17 protein-coding genes are annotated in these 20,470 nt (G+C 45.5%); 4 read left to right on the plus strand and 13 right to left on the minus strand.

Annotated features, from left to right (window positions below; translation table 11 throughout):
- Positions 1 to 34 precede the first annotated feature (34 nt).
- Together GTH32_RS12015 and GTH32_RS12020 are read left to right on the plus strand one after the other, a co-directional pair.
- Entirely contained in the window at positions 35 to 835 is an 801-nt protein-coding gene (locus GTH32_RS12015; protein WP_163086042.1) for a hypothetical protein, read from the plus strand.
- Between the two features lie 120 nt (positions 836 to 955).
- On the plus strand, positions 956 to 1,576 hold the full coding sequence (locus tag GTH32_RS12020) for an OB-fold-containig protein (protein ID WP_163086044.1): 621 nt from the start codon (positions 956 to 958) through the stop codon (positions 1,574 to 1,576).
- 69 nt (positions 1,577 to 1,645) lie between these two features.
- Here GTH32_RS12020 and GTH32_RS12025 read toward each other — a convergent pair whose 3' ends face one another.
- Both GTH32_RS12025 and GTH32_RS12030 read right to left on the minus strand, forming a co-directional pair.
- Positions 1,646 to 2,671: a zinc-binding alcohol dehydrogenase family protein gene (locus GTH32_RS12025; RefSeq protein WP_163086046.1), complete on the minus strand. Its 1,026-nt coding sequence runs from the start codon at positions 2,669 to 2,671 to the stop codon at positions 1,646 to 1,648.
- 118 nt (positions 2,672 to 2,789) lie between these two features.
- On the minus strand, positions 2,790 to 3,389 hold the full coding sequence (locus GTH32_RS12030) for an acyl carrier protein phosphodiesterase (protein ID WP_163086048.1): 600 nt from the start codon (positions 3,387 to 3,389) through the stop codon (positions 2,790 to 2,792).
- A 215-nt stretch (positions 3,390 to 3,604) separates the two neighbouring features.
- On the opposite strand from GTH32_RS12030, the gene miaE reads away from it, so the two are divergent.
- Positions 3,605 to 4,363: a tRNA isopentenyl-2-thiomethyl-A-37 hydroxylase MiaE gene (miaE, locus tag GTH32_RS12035; RefSeq protein WP_163086050.1), complete on the plus strand. Its 759-nt coding sequence runs from the start codon at positions 3,605 to 3,607 to the stop codon at positions 4,361 to 4,363.
- 144 nt (positions 4,364 to 4,507) lie between these two features.
- Complete coding sequence (locus tag GTH32_RS12040; protein ID WP_163086052.1) at positions 4,508 to 5,107, plus strand: Yip1 family protein; 600 nt, start codon at positions 4,508 to 4,510, stop codon at positions 5,105 to 5,107.
- 113 nt (positions 5,108 to 5,220) lie between these two features.
- Here GTH32_RS12040 and purF read toward each other — a convergent pair whose 3' ends face one another.
- The 11 genes from purF to fabB all read right to left on the minus strand — a co-directional run bounded on the left by purF (position 5,221) and on the right by fabB (position 20,231).
- On the minus strand, positions 5,221 to 6,744 hold the full coding sequence (gene purF, locus GTH32_RS12045; protein WP_163086054.1) for an amidophosphoribosyltransferase: 1,524 nt from the start codon (positions 6,742 to 6,744) through the stop codon (positions 5,221 to 5,223).
- Between the two features lie 14 nt (positions 6,745 to 6,758).
- Positions 6,759 to 7,247 carry a CvpA family protein gene (locus tag GTH32_RS12050; protein WP_163086056.1) on the minus strand — a complete coding sequence of 163 codons (489 nt, stop codon included), beginning with the start codon at positions 7,245 to 7,247 and terminating at the stop codon, positions 6,759 to 6,761.
- A 130-nt stretch (positions 7,248 to 7,377) separates the two neighbouring features.
- Positions 7,378 to 8,010: an SPOR domain-containing protein gene (locus GTH32_RS12055; RefSeq protein ID WP_163086058.1), complete on the minus strand. Its 633-nt coding sequence runs from the start codon at positions 8,008 to 8,010 to the stop codon at positions 7,378 to 7,380.
- Positions 8,011 to 8,034: 24 nt separating this feature from the next.
- Entirely contained in the window at positions 8,035 to 9,321 is a 1,287-nt protein-coding gene (gene folC / locus GTH32_RS12060) for a bifunctional tetrahydrofolate synthase/dihydrofolate synthase (protein ID WP_343033425.1), read from the minus strand.
- Complete coding sequence (gene accD / locus GTH32_RS12065; RefSeq protein WP_163086060.1) at positions 9,321 to 10,166, minus strand: acetyl-CoA carboxylase, carboxyltransferase subunit beta; 846 nt, start codon at positions 10,164 to 10,166, stop codon at positions 9,321 to 9,323. Before accD ends, folC begins: the two co-directional genes overlap by 1 nt.
- Before the next feature lie 268 nt (positions 10,167 to 10,434).
- Entirely contained in the window at positions 10,435 to 11,226 is a 792-nt protein-coding gene (gene truA, locus GTH32_RS12070; protein WP_163086062.1) for a tRNA pseudouridine(38-40) synthase TruA, read from the minus strand.
- Positions 11,227 to 11,287: 61 nt separating this feature from the next.
- Positions 11,288 to 14,980, minus strand: a complete 3,693-nt coding sequence (locus tag GTH32_RS12075) for a FimV/HubP family polar landmark protein (RefSeq protein ID WP_163086064.1) — start codon at positions 14,978 to 14,980, stop codon at positions 11,288 to 11,290.
- Positions 14,981 to 15,404: 424 nt separating this feature from the next.
- Positions 15,405 to 16,421 carry an aspartate-semialdehyde dehydrogenase gene (locus GTH32_RS12080; protein ID WP_163086072.1) on the minus strand — a complete coding sequence of 339 codons (1,017 nt, stop codon included), beginning with the start codon at positions 16,419 to 16,421 and terminating at the stop codon, positions 15,405 to 15,407.
- A gap of 41 nt (positions 16,422 to 16,462) precedes the next feature.
- Positions 16,463 to 17,656, minus strand: coding sequence for a 4-phosphoerythronate dehydrogenase (locus tag GTH32_RS12085; RefSeq protein WP_163086074.1), 1,194 nt, complete (start codon positions 17,654 to 17,656; stop codon positions 16,463 to 16,465).
- Between the two features lie 76 nt (positions 17,657 to 17,732).
- Positions 17,733 to 18,488 carry a class II aldolase/adducin family protein gene (locus GTH32_RS12090; RefSeq protein ID WP_163086076.1) on the minus strand — a complete coding sequence of 252 codons (756 nt, stop codon included), beginning with the start codon at positions 18,486 to 18,488 and terminating at the stop codon, positions 17,733 to 17,735.
- Positions 18,489 to 19,016: 528 nt separating this feature from the next.
- On the minus strand, positions 19,017 to 20,231 hold the full coding sequence (gene fabB / locus GTH32_RS12095; RefSeq protein WP_163086078.1) for a beta-ketoacyl-ACP synthase I: 1,215 nt from the start codon (positions 20,229 to 20,231) through the stop codon (positions 19,017 to 19,019).
- Between the last annotated feature and the right edge of the window lie 239 nt (positions 20,232 to 20,470).

A 20,470-nucleotide genomic window follows, 5' to 3' on the forward strand; every position in this document is an offset into this window, starting at 1 on the left:
GGCCACTTGGCCTCCACAATTTTTGGAGCTTAAAATGCGTCGTTTTTCAGTATTGCTTGTAACTTTGCTTAGTCTTTTGGGTATAAATGCGGCAAACGCCAACATAGACTGCGCACTGAACCCACAAGCCTTAAAAGCTACCTATCAGGTTGCCACCACAAAAGGTACAAAGCGTTCCTCCCCCACTACGCTGGTGCTTTGGCGTGATGGCGACAAAGTAGCGCACCAATATCCGCAAACCAATATTACCGAAACTTGGCATCTCATTCGTAACAGACACATCAAAACGGTACGCTATTTTGATGCCCATGAACGTGCCATAGAGTATCAACCTAACGAGCGCATTCACGGCCATGTGGAAAAAGACTTTTCTTATCGCTACCAACTTATTAGCGATAGTGTTCTAGCGCGCATGGTAAAACAGCCTTCAACCGGCGATACGCCTGCAAATAGCTGTTATACAGAAATCAAAATGACCTTAGAGGAAAACGGACAACATATTGCGTTAACCTGGTTACCCGCTTTACGCTTAATAAAAGATTTTCAAGTAACAGGGAAAGGCATGAAGCGCGAATGGCAACTTACTTCGCTCGCACACCACTCGCAAGGCAATAACCGCGACAAAAACATTGACCAAGGTACAAGCCAAGCAATAGACACCAAGGCATTTTTTGCCCAGCGCGAAGCCTACCAAACTACTGATTATGCAGACATTGGCGATGATCATACCGACCCATTTCTAACCAAAATGGTGCATCAGGGCTTTATCGAAGCGGGTGCCTCTGGTTTTTATCATCAAGATGGCAGGGCTATTGAAGGTCAACACACTCACTAGACAAAAGTATAAATATCAAACAAAACTGTCCTTCGCTATAGCGTTTAGCATACATATGGGGCTAGTATATAGCCCTACGTATTTAAACGGTTAACATGATCATCAAGGATGGTGTAGCGTATGTTGGACACATTATTAAGCGACGCAAACTACTGGTTTAGTGTCGCTTTCATTAGCGTTGTTATTCTGTTTGTCTTAGAGCTTAGCTTTTTACTATTTGGTAGAAGCGTTTTAGGCTTACTTGATGCCCCCGCCGCCACTACTCAACATTCACAAGATACGGGGTTTCTTAGCCTCTTTAGTTGGCTGAACGAAGAGAAAGCCCCTTTATTGGTATGGCTAATCTGCTTTTTATTTTTATTTGGCAGCTTGGGGCTTACGCTAAACGCAGCCACCACCTCGCTACTGCAATTTACCTTACCGCCATGGATTTCACTTACCTTCGCAACGGTATTTGGAATGATTACGACTGCGAAGCTCATTGGCGGTATTGCTAACGTATTGACGAAGTTTCAATCCTGTCGGCACCTCAATGAGGAGTTTATTGGTGCAGTAGCGCATATCACCATAGGACGTGCTTCTCGGGGCAATCCGGCGGAAGCTAAATTTACTGATAACTACGCTCAGCTTCACTATGTGTTAGTAGAACCCCGTGAAGAAAGAGAGTTATTTGATCATGGTGAGCGCGTAATTTTGGTTGAACGGACACCGCATAGTTGGCTTGCTACCCGCTATCAATAGCCTAAGAATATTAATAGCAATAGAGAAAAAGGCCCGCGCCTAAAGAACTAGGCGCGAACCGTATATTGCTTAAAAGCCCTCTAAAACCAGCTTCCCGATTGCCCTACCCGCCTCTAGCTCACGATGGGCATGAATAATATTTTGTGCGTTAATGGCACCTAGATGCTTCCCAACCGTGGTTTTTAACACCCCGTTGTCTATAAGTTGCGCAACTTCGCTAAGTAGCTTACCTTGCTCATCCATGTCTTCGGTGGTGAACATAGAACGGGTAAACATAAACTCCCAGTGAAGAGACAAGCTTTTTTGCTTCAGCTTTTTAATATCTAGCGCCTCAGGATCATCGATAAGCGCAATTTTCCCCATAGGTTTCATAACAGCGACATAGTCATCTACATAACTATCAGTATGATTTAAACTAGCTACGTGAGTAACTTGGCCTATACCTAAGCGTTCAATTTGCGCGGCCAAGGGTTGAGTATGATCCACTACATAATCGGCCCCTAAATTAGTGACCCACTGTTTAGAGCTTTCTCTTGAAGCCGTTGCAATAACCGTGGCATTCGTTAGTTTCTTTAGTAGTTGCAGCATGATTGAACCTACTCCGCCAGCCGCACCGACCACCAAAACAATATCGTTGGCGCCTGACCCATGTTCTACTGTTTCCTTTGGCAAGGCTAAGTGGGTAAATAATAATTCCCACGCCGTTATGGCAGTAAGCGGCAGCGCTGCGACATCGCTGTCAGATAATGTTGTAGGCGCTTTTGCGATAATGCGTTCGTCCACTAACTGAAACTCTGCGTTACTGCCTTGGCGGGTTAAATCGCCTGCGTAGAAAACCCTATCCCCGATAGCAAAGTTTTCTACTTCATCGCCAATATGGGTAATTTCACCTACGGCGTCCCAACCAAGTACTTTTATATCACCATTTTGCGGCGTTACCCGTTGACGTATTTTGCAGTCAACCGGGTTCACAGCAATGGCATTTACCTTTACCAAGACATCACGTCCGGTGGCTGTAGGCGTTTCAATATCGAAACTTTGTAATGCATTATCGTCAGTTATGGGTAAAGACGACGTATATCCAATGACTTTCATAAGGCGATCCTTTTACGAATTTATAGGTCAGTAGTATGGGCACAAATCAGGCATTTTAAAGCACCCGGAAAAAAAACGCTTGAACGTTTACCCATGCTTTTACGCCGTTTTTAACCCTTTAATACTCAACGGACTTTTGTTCTATACCGTGGTGCGCTACATGTTGAATAAGCTGAGGAAAAAACACATTAAAATGATGCTCAAAGGCCGCATAATTAGCCTCAAGGGTTGTAACACTTTGCGCAAATTGATTGGTAAACCTGATCCTATTTGCTACCCGTGAAATGGCATACGCGATACCGTCGAATTTAGCATAACTATTAAACCAGTCGTTCTCTATCATATGGGAAACTGTTTTATACATAGCCAGAGGCATTAATGGCCTGGCCTCGTTAAGTAACCCGTAACTGCGCTGACAAAACTGGGTAAAAGGTGTATTGCTATAACAACACCAATGCTTAATTAATAAGTGATCAAACATCATATCTAATGCCACAGGTGCAAAGCGACGATGCTGGGGCGCAAACAATAACTTGGCGTGCTTTACCTGTTCATGAGCGTCGGTAAATTTATCTACCAAATAGTGGTTACTAAGGCCATTTCTTACCCCATCAGGTAGGCCGTTTAGGCTAACGCCTTTGCGAAAATCGCCAAGTAAATTTCCACAGTGCGACTGCGCTGTGGGTTGCGCTAAGAACAAATGTGCTAGGTAATTCATTCGATGAGTATGCAATGTTTATATTATAAAGCAATGTTCGTCCTCAAAAGAACACTGTCACTAAACCCATATTCGTGGTTTTGTCGCAAGGTAACAATTAAAATAGCCCTATTATTTAATCATCGCCTCCCCTCTAACCAAAAAGAAATTATGCTATTATTCTGCAGTCCGTAGAGCGCGGATTAAATTTTATCTAGTTTGAATGAGACGTACCTTTGAAAGATTTACTCGCCCCTATTAATACCTTTTTACAGTGTGAAACACCCGACGCATGGGTAAACGAAGCAACCAAAAAAGAAAATTTACCTACGGTATTATTAGACCATTTGGTGTGTGAGCTTAAAGCGGCGCAAAGCGCTATGTACCTTATTCGAAAATACGCGGTAGATAAAGAAAGTGGCGATGCACTGTTAGCATGGTTAAAGCCCTTTGAAGACTTTACCTATCGTAAGGTGGGCGATTGGCGCGAATTGGCCAATCATGAAAAGCTTAATAAGTCGATGATCCCAAAATCGGGGGCGCCTTACAGCCAAGACCTCATTGATAAAATGGTCATGCTAATTAAAGAAGAGTTGCATCATTTCTATCAGGTTCTGGAGATTATGGACGACTATGGCATTGCTTATGAATCGGTAGGTTCCAGCCGCTATGCCAGGGGTATGCTTCGCCACGTGCGTACCTACGAACCGCAAGCCCTTATTGATAAACTTATATGCGGCGCCTATATTGAAGCACGCTCATGTGAACGATTCGCCAAGCTAGCCCCTCATGTGGACAAAAAGCTCAGCGACTTTTATATATCGCTATTACGTTCTGAAGCCCGCCACTTTCAAGACTACCTCACCCTTGGCGAAGATATTGCCGGGCATGATATTAGCGACCGGGTCAGCTTCTTTGGTGAAGTAGAAGCCGAACTTATCGCCTCCCCTGATCACGACTTTAAATTCCATAGTGGCATACCTCTCTCATGCTAAATGGATATTTTTTCAACAATTAGATTGACCATTTATTAACCTTATTGCACACTGAGTTGTAAATAATTTGTTAACTTTAACAAATTACAGCAGGCCGCGCCTGTTTATAACAACAAAAATGTGAGCAATTAGGGTAATAATAATATGATACTCAATCACTTAGTCGGTATTTATACACATCCTCGCGAAGAATGGCAGAGCATTGATAGCCGCCACGAAACTTATTTTTATGCACTTACACACATTGCTGTTATCGCGCTAATTCCGTCGATTGTAGCTTACTATGCAAGTGCCCATATTGGGTGGAGCATTGGTGCGGGAGATCTTATTCGCCTGAATGAAGGCAGTGCATTTATGATGGGGTTGGGCATGTATTTTGGGCTTGTAACCGGGGTTATCGCTCTGGCTGTGCTTATACATGAACTTGCAAAAGCCTTTGACGCTACGCCAACCTATACCCAGTCTCTTGAACTTGCCGCATACACTGCTACACCGCTATTTATGGTGGGCTTTGCAGGGCTTTACCCCGAACTGTGGGTAGTGATGAGCGCCCTGTTAGTGGGCGTAAGCTATTCGGTATATTTACTTTATTCAGGTGTGCCAATTTTGCTGCATATGCCAGAAGATAAAGGGTTTATCTATTCGAGTTCAGTGGTGACCTGTGGCTTAGTTTTGCTAGTTATTTTAATGACTGGTTCGGTTTTAGTTTGGGGGTTATCTGGCGGGCCTGTGTTTGTACACTAATACGTGTTTAAGTGTTCACGAAAGGTAATTGATATTAAAAACCCGCGTAAGTGAATTAGCTTACGCGGGTTTTTCAATAAATAGCGGTTTTACGCGCTTAGCTATTAGCGCCGTTAGTCGGCTGCATCCATGTTATGCATGTCTAAGTTACTTAACTCAGCTTGCATTATTGGTGCTTCACGAGACTTTTCGCCGCGGGTAATATCAATGCGCTCAAGATACTCTTGGTTAATATCAGCAGTAATATAGTTGCCGTCAAACACTGACGTTTCAAAACGTAAAATAGCATCGTTCTCTTCACGCACGGCTTCAACCAAATCTTCTATATCTTGGAAAATGAGACCATCGGCTTGAATAAGCTCGGCAATTTGATCGATTTCCCGGCCATAAGCAATAAGCTCGTTAGCCGAAGGCATATCTATGCCGTACACATTAGGAAAGCGAATTTCCGGTGCTGCCGAGGCAAAGTAAACTTTCTTAGCCCCCGACTCTCTTGCCATTTCAATAATTTGGCCTGAGGTAGTACCACGTACAATAGAATCATCCACTAAGAGTACATTCTTACCCTTAAACTCAGATGAAATAGCGTTAAGCTTACGGCGTACCGACTTTTTACGCATAGTTTGGCCTGGCATGATAAACGTACGGCCAATGTAGCGGTTTTTCACAAAGCCCTGACGATAAGGAAGGTCGAGGGTATTAGAAATTTGCAGCGCCACATCCATTGATGTTTCCGGAATAGGAATCACCACATCGATATCTAAATCGCTCCATTCACGCTTGATTTTTTCGCCTAACTTACGCCCCATGTTTACCCGCGATGCGTAAACCGACACGCCGTCGATAAAGCTATCTGGGCGGGCAAAATAAACAAATTCGAAAATACACGGTGACGTTACGGGGTTTTCAGCGCACTGTTGGGTATGAAGTTCTCCCGCTTCACTAATAAAGATAGCTTCGCCGGGTGATACGTCGCGGATAAATTGAAAGCCTACGGCATCTAGCGCTACACTTTCAGAGGCTACCATCCACTCTTCGCCTAGTTCAGTCATACGCTTGCCTAGCGCTAACGGACGAATACCGTTTGGATCTCTAAAGGCAACAATACCCTGCCCAATAATGGCTGCCACTACCGCATAAGCGCCGCGGATTTTTTTATGAACCCGGGTAACCACTTCAAAAATATGTTCTGCAGAAACGCTCATACCCGCTACTTGCGTTAACTCGTGCGCTAAAATATTAAGCAGCAATTCTGAGTCGGATGTAGTGTTAATATGACGACGTGCAATACGAAATACTTCTTCTTGTAAGTCGTGTGCATTAGTAAGGTTACCGTTATGGGCAAAGGCGATACCAAAGGGTGAGTTTACATAGAAGGGCTGTGCTTCTGCAGAACTCGAGGTACCTGCCGTAGGGTAACGAACGTGTCCTATACCCATGTTTCCAGACAATCGTTTCATATGACGGGTATGGAAAACATCACGCACCAGACCATTTGCCTTTCGCAAATTAAACATATTTTGGTCGATAGTCATGATTCCTGCAGCGTCTTGACCACGATGTTGTATCACAGTTAAACCGTCATACAGTGACTGAGCCACCGGTGTTTTACCAACTATTCCGACAATACCACACATGTGCGTTACCTATATCAAGCGGGATTTAAAAAACTGGAGGAGTCTTTTACAAAAGTAAAAAACCACTCAATAATGACACCGAATTCAGGAATTAATACTGAAGCTTGCCACCACTGTGATGTTGCTGAAGCGGTGAATGTGTCTAAGAAAAACAGTAGCGCGCTGACTACGAGAACGCCTCGTAGCGCACCAAAAACTATACCTAGCACCCTATCGGTTCCCGATAAGCCACTAACTTGTACAAGCTGACCAATAGCAAAGTTAAGCAAGCCGCCGAGAATAAGCGTGGCCACAAAAAGTGCCAATATGGCGGCGCCGTTACGTAAATAGATGTCGTTAATTGCGGTAAAGTAAACCGCTAAGTCCGCATAGAAGTTGCTGGCAATAAAGAGCGCCGCAAACCACACCACAAGGGAAATGGCTTCTTTAACAAAGCCTCGAATAAGGCTTATTAAGGTAGATACCGCAACGATACCCAAAATGGAAAAGTCTACCCAGTTCATCGTCTCAAAATTGCGTTGTTGTTGCTGTTAATAAGGAAAGCAACATGCCGTTGGCGAGATGGCGCGCATTCTAACAGAAGCGGTATAAATTACCAACGCGTAATGTTGCTCTCACGCCTGTCGTGTAAATCTAATTTACTTTAAAGGTAGTTACCTTACCTTTTAGCTCGGTTAGTTCGCGTAAATGGGGTAACGCGGCTTCGAGTTTTTGTTTTTCTAAATCGGGGCCTACAAATACTTTGGTTAGTGGCCCTGAACTGGTTTGAATTCGGCGGCTAAATGCGCGGTAGCCCGCTTTTTCAAGCTTTTTGAGCAAGCTTGCTACGTTCTTTTCGTGACGAAAGCTACCCAATTGAATAACCCACCCCGCATCATCGCTTTGTGCATCGTCGGGGGCGTCTATCACCGTCTGGCTCGCCAACTCATCTTTTGGCTCAATCGTTGCCTCTACGGGTTTAGGCAATGACGCTTGAGCAACAGTGGCTGATGCTGTATTGCTATTGCTTGCACTTTCAGCTGAAGCTTCATCGTCTACGGGGGCTTCATCGACAACTTCAACCGGGCGCTGTGCGGCGTTTGCTACCCGCTGGGTAGGAAAAGGCTCTGGCTCAACAATCGGTTTTTTCTGGGGGCTTGCTGGAACAGACACAAAAGGCTCACGGTTGGTTTGCTTTTTGCCGTCTAGAAAGTCTGGTAAAAAAATTACAGCGAGCGCTACCACAATGATAGTCCCCACCAGTCTATTCTTTAATGCCGACGACACTATTATCTCCCGTTAATACCTAATTTACTCTGATTGATGCACTGACATTACTTCAGCAACAGTCACAAATGATCCAAACACAAGCACCAAGTCGCCCGGGGAATATGCCTCTCGCGCCTGACTATAGGCACTAGCCACACTGTCAAATGTTGCTATACAGGAGGCAGAAACCTTATTTTGCGTAAGGGCATCTGCTAATGCTTGTGCGCCTAGCCCTCGAGGACCGTGTGTGTCTGCTACATACCATTGTGCATTTAGTGGGGACAAAGGTGCAAGCGTTTCTGTTACCGACTTATCTTTTAGCATTCCCACTACCGCGTGTATTCTACTTGCTTGGTAGTGTTCTAGCCATAGGCGCATGGCTTTTGTCGCTTGGGGGTTATGGGCTACATCAACCACCACCAACGGAGCCTCGCTTATTTGTTGCTGCCTTCCGGGCAAGTGGGTGTTAGCTATTATATGTTTTACACGTTCTTCGCTTGGCAGTAAATCTAAGGTTTCTAACGCCGCAAGCGCAGTACATACATTTTGTAAGGGAATATGCGGTTTGGGAAGCTGTGTGAGTACCCTCGACTTTCCGTGCCAGTTCCACGTAGTCTCATCAATATAAGGGGCGGAGAAAAAGTCACGTGTGGCCCACACTGCATCGACATTAAGCCTGTTTACTTCCTCGTGTAGTGACGCTGGCGGGTCTAGTTCCCCCAACACAGCCTTGCCCTGTGCACGCATAATACCGGCTTTTTCTCGGGCAATTTCATCCCGCGTATCGCCAAGCCAGTCTTGGTGATCCAAATCGATAGTAGTAATAATGGCCAAGTCGGGGTCGATAATATTAGTCGCATCAAGACGCCCTCCTAGCCCCACTTCCAAAATGGCTACATCAACCTGCCACTGCTGCATCATTTGCATCGCCGCCAAGGTGCCAAACTCGAAATAAGTGAGGCTAATTTCACCGCGCGCTTGCTCAATGTCATTAAACGCAGCGACAAATGCACTGGCATTCGCCCATTCGCCGTTTATCCGCACACGTTCGCGATAATCAACTAAATGAGGAGAGCCATAAACCGCTACTGTTTTGCCTTGGGCCAACAAAGCTTGTTCTAGTAATCGGCAGGTCGTGCCTTTGCCGTTGGTGCCCGCTACGGTAATAACTAGTGTGTCGCTAAGGGTAATAGCTAGGCGCTCAGCCACGTTTTTCACCCGAGTAAGGCCCATATCAATGGCAGTAGGATGAATAGATTCTAGGTAAGTAAGCCACTGCGTTAACGAAGACTCGCTTGATACAGTGGCTGGATTATGTTGTTTATTCACTAATTTTGATGATGCAACTTGAGTAATAGGCCGTGCAATTTATCACGCATTTCTCTGCGGTCAACAATCATATCAATCGCGCCTTTCTCAATTAAGAATTCGCTGCGTTGGAATCCTGCCGGTAATTTTTCGCGCACAGTTTGCTCTATAACCCGGGGGCCAGCAAAACCAATAAGTGCTTTAGGTTCGGCCACATTTACATCGCCAAGCATAGCTAAACTTGCTGATACACCACCCATTGTGGGGTCGGTCATCACAGAAATGTAGGGCAACCCTTTTTTGCTCATTTTCGCTAGCGCAGCGGAGGTTTTTGCCATTTGCATAAGCGACATTAGCGCTTCTTGCATACGCGCTCCACCACTGGTTGAGAAGCAAATAAGTGGCGTATTATTTTCTAAACACGCATTTACCGCCGCAATAAAGCGCGCACCTACTACCGAGGCCATTGAACCGCCCATAAAGGCAAATTCAAAACAAGCTACGACTACCGGCATACCTTTTAGTTTGCCTTGCATTACGACAAGGGCGTCTTTCTCATTGGTGGCTTTTTGCGCCGCAGCGATACGATCTTTATAGCGTTTTGAGTCTTTGAATTTAAGTACGTCTTGAGGTTCATGCTCTGCACCAAGCTCGACACGATCACCTTCATCTAAAAACGCATCAATGCGACGGCGCGCGGTAATACGCATGTGATGGTCGCATTTAGGGCAAACTTCCTGCAACTTTTCCAGCTCTGTTTTGTACAACACAGCCTGACACTCACCACATTTGGTCCAGATCCCCTCAGGAACATTACCTTTAGTGGACGTTTGGGTACGTGGAAGAATTTTTTGAATCCAACTCATGGAAAATGAATCCTTTATATTTTTAGTGTACCGGCAAACATAGCGTTTTACTTATATTGGCTGCCAGTACTGCTTGAATATTTCGGCGACTACACACGGTGCAAAGAGAAAAAACGCACTGCGATAGCCCTGCTACATAATATAGCGCGCTATTAGACCACAATACAGGAAAATGGAAAAAACAAAACTGGTCTAAGAAGTTGAGCTGTATATAAATGTCAGCACAAATATACAGCTCTTAGCCGTTACATGCACAGCGAAACTGGCGTTATGACTCTGGAAGAAATAAGGGCCCTAACGGCGGCTTAGGCAGTGCGTGTTCATCAGGATAGGTAACGTCCACCAAGTAAAGGCCATTCGGTTTTGCTGTGGCAGCAGCTTTGCTTCTGTCTTTTAAAGCAAGCAACTCACTTATCCAGGTTATAGGCTTATCCCCTGCGCCTATCTCAACGAGCGCGCCGGTAATGTTACGCACCATGTGGTGCAAAAAGGCGTTCGCTTTAATATCTATCACCACATAGCGGCCTTGGCGGTACACGGTTACATTAGTAACGTTACGAAAGGGAGTTTTACTTTGGCATAAGGCAGCCCGAAACGAGGTAAAATCTTGTTCACCTAACAGCGACTGTGCTGCTTCGTGCATTTTTTGCTCATCGAGTTGGCGATGCACATGGGTTACACCATGGTGCAAAATCGCCGGGCGCAATCGCGCATTATGAATAACATAGCGATAACGACGGTGAGTGGCTGAAAAGCGTGCATGAAAGTTCTCAGAAACGTCTTTCACCCAGGTAACGGCGATAAAATCAGGTAAATTCGCGTTTACGCCTAAGGTCCAAGCACGCTGTGGACGCTCAATATCTACGTCAAAATGCACTACCTGACCGGTGGCGTGAACCCCCGCGTCGGTGCGCCCTGCACATTGTACCTCTATAGGTTGGTTCGCTACCGTGGAGAGTGCTTTTTCCAGATACTCTTGTACACTAGGCACTTCTCGCTGACGTTGCCAGCCGTACACTGCAGCCCCATCATACTCAACGCCTAAGGCAATTCGCCCCATCTTAATGACACCTCTATGTTGAAAAGCGCCATAGTGTAGTCATACCACCCTCAACATGCAATTAACTGATAGATTTAAGAATAGATTCTGCTTCTTGCTTTTGCTCTTCGCTACCGTGGGCGACCACATCGTTCAGCAATTCTTTGGCTGAGACAACGTCGTCCATTTCAAGGTAAACTCTCGCCAAATCGAGGTTGGCGTTTTGCCCCGCGTCTTTGTCAATATCTATAACTTCATCGGTATCGCTTACGCCGGTAAAATCAGACAAGCTCACGTCTAAATCGAGTTCCGCGCTATCTGGGTCCATTTCATCCTCATCACCGCCATCATCCATTAAGGCGTCAACATCTAAAAATTCTTCAGGTGGCGTTTTATCTCGCTGCTGGGTTTGTACAAAATCGTCATCGTTAAGTAATGCTGACAAGTCTAGATCAGGGTTATCTAACTGTAATTCCGCTTCGTTTTCACTCTCATCTTTCGCCTGCGATGGGTTGTCTAGCGCCTGCTCTTCATCGTGGTCAAAGGTAGCCTGTGGCGCGTTATCAGGCGCGTCAGTAGCCTGCGGAGGCGTTGGTGTTTGTGGCGATGCATCAACCGCGTTATCAGCGCTATCCGCTTCTAAGCTTTCAAGTAGTTCGTCAAACTCATCGTTATCAAGCTCATTAAATATATCGTCATCTGAACTATTGCCCTCAGAAGCTTCATCTCCTGTAAGCCAATCATCTAACCCAGGTACATCGTCTAATTCGTCTATCTCTTTTTGTTTATTGCTATCAAAGGGTTCTGATGCAGGAATATCAGCATCTCCGATTACGCCATCTTGCTCCTGTGCTAGTTCAAAATCATCCACATCATTGTAGGCACTATCTAAAATACTATCGTCAAAATTTTCAAGTGGCTCAGACCCACGGGCTTGTGTGACAGACGGTTCAAATTCTGAGTGGGGTTGTTCATGTGTATCTTCAACTTCACCAAAACTTGGAATATCATCCATTAACTGTTTATCAAACGCCGCTAAGGCATCGTCAAGGGGGTCGTCGCTTGCCGGTACGTTTTCCTTATCGGCAACGGTGTCGTCTGCATCGGTTATTGCGTCAGGTACTTCATCTTGCTGCGGTAGTTCGCTATCTTCGTCAAACGTAGGCCCCTGCGCTTCAACCTCTTCCTCTGATTTGTTATCTAATTCGTTATCTGCTTCGATAGCTTCGTCAAAGCTTTCACTCTTTGTTTCTCCTTGAGCTGTGTCTTTTTCAGCCTCTGGCGCTGTATCATCCAACCCTGCTTCAAGTTCTGATAGAAGTTCGTCAGACAAACTGTCTATCTGCGAGGCGCTTTGTTGCTCCTCAGCTTCAAGTTCAGCAAGCAGTTCGTCAGTGAGCGGATCGCTTAATTCTTCATTGTCATCAATGTCGAAAGCGCCTTCAGCTTCAGTTGGCTCAAACTCGGGTTGGTCTGCGTCAGTAAGCTCAGACTCGGGTTGGTCTGCGTCATTAAGCTCAACGCGGCTATCGTCAGTACCGCGTCCGTCGTTTAATGTATCCGAGGAATCGTCCCTTGCTTCAAGGTTTTCTTCCTCTAATTCATCGCTATCTTTTGCGGGTAACTCGCTATCCTGCTCAGATACTGAGGGGGCTTGAGAACCAAGATCTTCTGTATTATCTGGTGTTTCGGGGTTTGTGTATTGCTCATTAGTACTTGGCTGCGCGTCGGTAGGCACATCGAAGGGTTCATCAGCGGCTTCATCAAGCTCTATGTCATCGCTTTCTGCTTGCAGTTCGGCAATAAGATCATCGGATAAAGGATCGATAAATTCATCCGCATTCGACATATCTTCGACGTCAACTTCATCAAGATCATCGGTAAGCGCATCAAGGCTTTGAATACTTTGTGGCGAGGGTGCAGGGTCGCTGATTTCAATTTCATCATCGTCCTCATCATCATCGTCATCATCGGGCAGGCCGCCCATCATCTCTATCTGCTCAATTTCGCTAAGCAAACCATCGGTTATTCCATCTAGCTCTTTATCTTGCTGAACAATCTCATCTTCGAGCTTTTCAATCATATCGTCATTGATAAGATCATCATTGCTATCAAGCTCATCCGTCAAGCTAGGCTCAGAAGGTGTAGACTCTAGTAAGTCGTCGATACTAATTTCGGGTTTGTCGTCTTCATCTTCTACTGAAGGCAGTGCGGCAGCACCTAGGGTTTCCCCTTGGGCGGGGGCGTCAATTTCAGCAACGCTGTCTGTATCTAACGGCTCATCGCTGGCAAACTGAGAGGCACTGGTATTTTGTGCATCGTTTAAAATATCGTCTATATCAAAATCGTCAAGGTCGCTTTCTTGAGGCTGTGACGTCACTTCAAAATCATCCTCGTTTTCTTCACCGGCATCTAAGTCGGTAAGCTCGTCATCATCTTCTAGGTTACTATCTGCTTCAGCGTCATCTTGGGTCGTCTCTGTGTCGGCTTCGCCATCAAGGTTTTCATCAAAGTCTTCAAGGGCATCGCCCTCACCCGATAAGTCATAGCCATCGATATTTGTGTCTTCTGATAACACATTGTCTGATATATCATCATTATCAAACAGGCTGTCTAATTCGCTTTGGTCAAGTGCATCATCGCCGGCTTCAAACAAGTCATCTTCACCCTCATCGTCTGGCACCAACATATCGTCTTCAAGCTCAGAGAAGGTATCAAGTTCATTGTCTAAACTCTCTTCAAGCTCAGAAGTTAGAATGTCATCAAGCAAGTCATCATCGTTAAATAATTCGTCATCAGTAAGATCTGCCGTATCATCTAAGTCAACATCAAGGGCCGAGGCTAAATCATCTACATCACTTTCAGGTACCGGTACAGGGGCTGGTTCAACGGCTGATTCAAGCTTTTCTTCCGCCGGCTTTCTTTTTAGTAGCCACACTATTAAGCCGCCCACGAGCAGCAAGGTAACGAATATAGACCCAATTAATAAGCTTATTGGGCTGGCAAGAGTATTCATAAGCGAGCCTTGCTTTTCAGCTTCACGCTGTGCTTGCTCGGCCCTAATCATCTCCAATAACTCTTCTTGCAACGCAAGTTGAACATCCAGTTGCTGCTTTACATCGCCTTCAACCTGTCCGCGCAGCGACTCTAACTCGCCATTAACTTGGTTTACACGCTCATAAAGTTTTCGGTTTTCGTTCAGCAACGCCTCTACATTTTCAAGGGAGGCGGCAAATTGCATGCGTAGTTCGTCAAATTGACGGGTTTGCTCGGCGTCTAGGCGCGTTATTTTTTGCTCAATATCAGACTGGGTTTGCGTTAGGTCTTGCTGATTGACCAGCGGCGAGGCGGGCTTAACATTGCGTACGCTGTTACCCGGTTGATTGGCCATTTCGGCAAACAGTCGTTCGTCTTGCTCCGCGCGTAACCGGGCTTTTTCAGCATCAATACGGGCGATATAGCGTTCAGAGGGAAGTTTCAGCGTGGCGCCGTCTACCAAAAGGTTTAAATTTTCTTGTTCAAAGGCAGTAGGATTTAGTTCATAAATCGCCGTCATTACCTGATAAACAGTGAGATTATTGTTCTGCCGGTATCGTTCAGCAATGCGCCAAAGGGTATCTTGGGCATCAATAGGGCCATATTCCAAACCAGAATATTGGCTGCTTGCACTTTTCGGGCCTCTAAGTTGCGTGGCGCGCTCTTGTGCATCAACATTAATGTGGGGGGCAGATAAAAATAAGGTTAAAAAAAGTAAGCCCGGTAAATGCAGTTTCATAGCAATCCTATATGCCCTCAAGCGTCGACATTGTCTGTTGAGAAAGACAATGAACGTGGCCATATTTGTACGCTCTTTTGTTGAATCTGCGCACAAACCTCTGACCTTTTATTCTTATAGTTTGATAGTTTAAACACGCGTAAAAAGCGCCGCCATCAAAATCATCATGTAAAAACTCGTGGAGCTCGCTAACTCTCAGATTTAAAGAAGCTTAGCGCTATTTATTATCATATTTTTCACACTGGTTTAGGAAACTATAAACCAGTTAGCATGGGCAATCTAGTTAGCCCGATGGTTTTCGCTATCTATTTGGTGAATATCGATATAATGCTTATCGGCTGAATAGCTAAAATATTTACATTTCACAGCCACAAATTATATCCGGCGCCCCAGCAATACGAGTGAGACCCCGGATAACCTCGCGTTACATGTAGTCGCGTATTAGGGTTTCAGCAATCTGAATACTGTTGGTCGCGGCTCCTTTGCGGATATTATCAGACACCACCCATAAATTAATACCACACGGGTGGGTGATATCGTTGCGTACTCTGCCAACATGCACATTGTCATTGCCGCTCGCGCTGCTTACCTGGGTAGGAAATTGCTCTGCTCCTTCGTATAAGGTTACGCCGGGGGCATCGGCAAGTAACTGCTTTACCTCTTGAGCATCAATAGGCGCGCGTGTTTCTAAATGAATGGCTTCAGCATGTCCATAAAAAACAGGTACGCGCACAGCGGTGGCGTTCACTAAAATAGTGTCATCAGACATTATTTTTTGGGTTTCCCACACCATCTTCATCTCTTCTTTGGTGTAGTCATTATCTTGAAACACATCAATTTGAGGGATGGCATTAAACGCAATTTGACGACTAAAGGCTTCGGTTTTCACCTCACGGGCGTTTAGCAAGCTTGCCGTTTGTTTAGCTAACTCTTCCATAGCAGATTTGCCCGCCCCCGAAACAGATTGGTAAGTGCTAACATTAATTCTGTCTATTCCCACTGCATCTTGAATAGGTTTTAACGCAACCATCATCTGAATAGTTGAACAGTTGGGGTTGGCAATAATATTCCTGTTTCTAAAATCGGCCAGTGCATGGGGGTTAACTTCTGGCACAACAAGGGGGATATCATAGTCGTAGCGAAAGTGTGATGTATTATCTATAACGATACACCCAGCTTCTGCTGCCTGCGGGGCGAATTCAGCAGAAATATCGCCTCCGGCTGAAAAGAACCCAAATTGCACTAATGACCAGTCGAACGTGTCGGCACTAAGTACTTCAATGTCTTCACCTTTAAACGACACTGTAGTTCCCGCAGAGCGCTCGCTGGCTAGCGGATAAAGGCGGTTAACCGGAAAGCCCCGCTCTTCCAACAACTCGATCATTGTTTGTCCTACCATACCGGTTGCGCCTAATACGGCAACATCAAAGGCTTGTGACATAATGTTGGTTTCTCCTAAAATTTGATATAAATGGTGTAAAACTAATTAGTTACTGAAAATCCGAGTGCGCTAAGCTGCTGCCTTATTTCAATACTGGTATCGCTTTGTAGTTGTAACGCATAAGCACTACATTCGCGGCGAATACGGTATTGTTTTCGCAAGCGCGAAAAAGTATTAGCGATAGCCTTGGAAAGGGCGTCATTATCTTTTGGCGCATTTTCAATCGCATCGGCCATTGCTTGGCGCATTGCAGCATCATCTTCCGACACATCGTATACGGGTAGCATTACCTTCGCTAAATCTTTTGCTGAGAGAGCTTTTTCTGTCGGACACGTTAATGCTATCGATAACGGTGGGGGTGGCGCCAAAAAATCACTCAGCTGTTTTTTAATGGGTTTATTGACTAGCTGACAGAGCTGTTCGTACACTATTTGCGTGCCGCGAACTTTGCCTTCTACTGAATGGCCTGCAATATGGGGTGTAACCATCCAACATAAGTTAAAAAGAGCAGGATTGATGGCGGGTTCGTTGTTAAATACGTCTAACACTACCACTGGTGCATTGCTACTTTGTAACCGTGAGATAAGGGCTTGTTCGTCTATTACTTCACCGCGACACGCATTAATTAACAATTGCGAGGCGTTCAGGCATGCCAAGGCATCGCTATCAATAAGTTTCCCAGTGGCATAAGGCCCCGTTTTTACATAGGGTACATGCAAAGTAATAACATCACAGCGTAAGATTTCTGCTAAGGGGTAAAAACGTCTGCTATCGTTAGTTTGTTCAAGGGGGGGATCGCACAACTTATAGTTTATGCCAAGCGCGTCGAGTTTATTAGCAAGCGCAGTGCCTACATGCCCTGCCCCAACAATACCCACGGTACAGCGTGAGGTATCCACTCGCCCTTTTTTTTCAGCTAGCAATAACGTACTTACAACGTATTCAGCTACCGCAACAGCATTGCATCCTCCGGCTGAATTCCACCGAATATTTTGTGATGCAAGCCATGCAGTATCAAGATGATTGGTTCCCGCTGTAGCGGTTGTAACCAGTTGTAAGCGCGTGTTGGCGGGCATAGTGTGCGCGTTCACCTGTGTGGTTGAACGAATTGCCATCACATCAGCATCCTGGATGTCTTGCGCCGCAAGCGATTGCCATGCGTACGTTTTTACATCACCAAGATCGGATAGGTATTCCTTCCCAAAAGGGATGGTGTCTTCAAGTAATATTTTCATGGCGCCAAGTTTAACGTAAACAAGGCAATTAGTAACCTTGCCAACGTATTTCTTAGCGCATTTTTGTTAAATCAGGTTAACTATCGAAACCGGGAAGCTGACGACTAACTCGGCGCTTAATACCCGGCCAAGCAAGTGCCCCTCCGGCCTGCTTAGTAACTTCAGACGCTTGCGCGCGAATACCCTGTAAAATCGCTGAATGAATAGGGATCAATGGTTGCCCGGTGGCCTGCGCTCTTAATTGAATTTCACAGGCACGCTGCATAATAAACATATATAAAAATGCATCGGCAATGGTGTCTGCACAGGTTAACAACCCATGATTACGCAAAATCATAAAGTGGGTATCTCCAAGATCCCGCACCAAGCGTACTTTCTCTTCTGGGTCTAGCGCCACACCTTCATAAGCGTGATAAGACAGTGAGGCCAGAGGAAATAACGATTGCTGGGAGTACGCTTGTAAGCCCTCTTGTAATGTAGATACGGCTACCCCTTCTGCCGTGTGTAAATGCATAACACACTTGGCGTCTTCTCGTGCCTCATGTACGGCGCTGTGAATAGTAAAGCCGGCTGGGTTAATATCAAACTCACCTTCCATCACTTTATTGCCCTGAAGGTCAACCTTTACCAAGCTTGATGCTGTAACTTCATCGAACATCATGCCATATGGGTTAATTAAAAAATGATGTTCTGGGCCTGGCACACGCGCTGATATATGAGTAAAAATAAGGTCGTCCCATCCGTACATCGCCACCGCGCGATAACAAGCGGCTAAATCTACTCGGGTTTGCCACTCTTCACTGCTTACTTTCTGTTGAACTGACGTTGCCACTTTTGCTCTCCCTTACGGTAATACTAACGTGTTAGCTGATGGTAGGTGCACTACTGGCTTCTGTATTCGCACATAGGGTCTGTTCGTATTCACACCGACGTTAAGCACAAATATCGGTATTCACACTGTATGTTATGCCGATAACAATACTCAGTAGCTTGCGCATCGAAAGCCCTGATATAGCATGCAGCGCACCATTGTAAAAAACATGTTAACAGGCACGAATAAAAAAAACATATAACGATAATTTATTGATGAGTATAGACAGGACATCATAGTCAACACCGCGTAGCGTGTGTACACCCCAGGTTAGCAAGACATGCTATTGAATACGCCTGCCCCAACGCTGTTAAAAAATGCGTTGGTTGGCCACCCTATGGCATGGTGCTATTAGGTTGGAGTAACCGTAATCTCAAAAAATAAAAGAAGGGGCAGCTTTTAAAAAGAAATTGGAGAGAAAGCAAAACAAATGAAACACTTACTTGGCCAAGCGCTGATTGACCAAGTAAGTGTTATATAAAGTACAAATTATTTTTCGTAGCGCTGCATTACTAATGTAGCGTTTGTACCACCAAACCCGAAACTGTTCGACATTACAGTGTTGAGTTTAGCCTCGCGGGCTTGCGTTACAATATCAAGGCCCGCCGCAGCTTCATCTAAGTTATCAATATTGATAGACGGGGCAATGAAGTCATTTTCAAGCATGAGTAGGCTGTATATAGCTTCGTTCACACCCGCCGCGCCCAGCGCATGACCGGTAAGCGACTTGGTTGCACTAATTGGCACGCCCGATGAGCCAAATACTTCTTGGATCGCCGCTAACTCTTTTACATCGCCCACTGGCGTTGAAGTGCCGTGGGTATTAAGGTAGTCAATAGGCGCGTTAACATTTTGCATGGCCATCTTCATACAGCGAACTGCGCCTTCACCAGAAGGTGCAACCATGTCAAAACCATCAGATGTAGCGCCATAACCCACCACTTCACCATAAATTTTTGCGCCCCGGGCTAACGCATGTTCAAGTTCTTCCACAACCACCATACCGCCGCCGCCAGAACTAACGAATCCATCTCGTGCAGCATCATAGGTACGTGACGCTACAGCCGGGTTATCGTTATACTTAGAGCTTAAAGCGCCCATAGCATCGAACTGACTTGAAAGCGCCCAGTGAAGTTCTTCACCGCCACCGGCAAAAACCACGTCCTGCTTACCTAATTGAATAAGCTCAAGCGCGTTACCGATACAGTGCGCACTCGTTGCGCATGCAGAGGCAATAGAGTAGTTAACCCCACGAATTTTAAACGGCGTAGCCAAACATGCAGACACGGTAGAGGCCATACAACGCGGTACCATATAAGGCCCAACACGTTTAACGCCCTTTTCCCGTAACACATCAGCCGACAATACTTGGTTTTCCGACGAAGCCCCGCCAGAGCCCGCAATTATACCCGTACGCTCGTTAGATACGTCTTTGTCTTCTAAGCCAGAATCTTCGATTGCTTGTTGCATTGCCACGTACGCATATGCCGCGGCATCGCCCATAAAGCGCATAGCTTTACGGTCTATATGTTCTTTAAGGTCAATATCAATATTGCCCCATACTTGGCTGCGAAGCCCCATTTCAGCGAACTGTTCTGAAAATGTAATGCCCGACTTGCCCGCTTTTAGAGAAGCCAGCACATCTTGTTTATTTACCCCGATGCTTGAAACAATACCAAGCCCGGTGATTACTGCTCTTTTCATAGTTTACCCTTTGCGTTGATGCGCCCTATGGTAACGATTTTGAATAATAAAGTGGTCTGCTCTGCATTTGTACGCACACCCACTTATTCCTATTGGTTGTTATTGTTGTATTCATTGTTACTGTGAACGTCATACTGTTGATAATGTAGCATGAATTCTGGATTTGGCGACCACGCCCGCCTTAAGTGTTCACAAAACATTCATCTCTACACCGACAAAACGAAAATTAAACGTAGAGT

The organism is Alteromonas profundi, assembly GCF_010500865.1.
Classification (GTDB): Bacteria; Pseudomonadota; Gammaproteobacteria; order Enterobacterales; family Alteromonadaceae; genus Alteromonas; species Alteromonas profundi.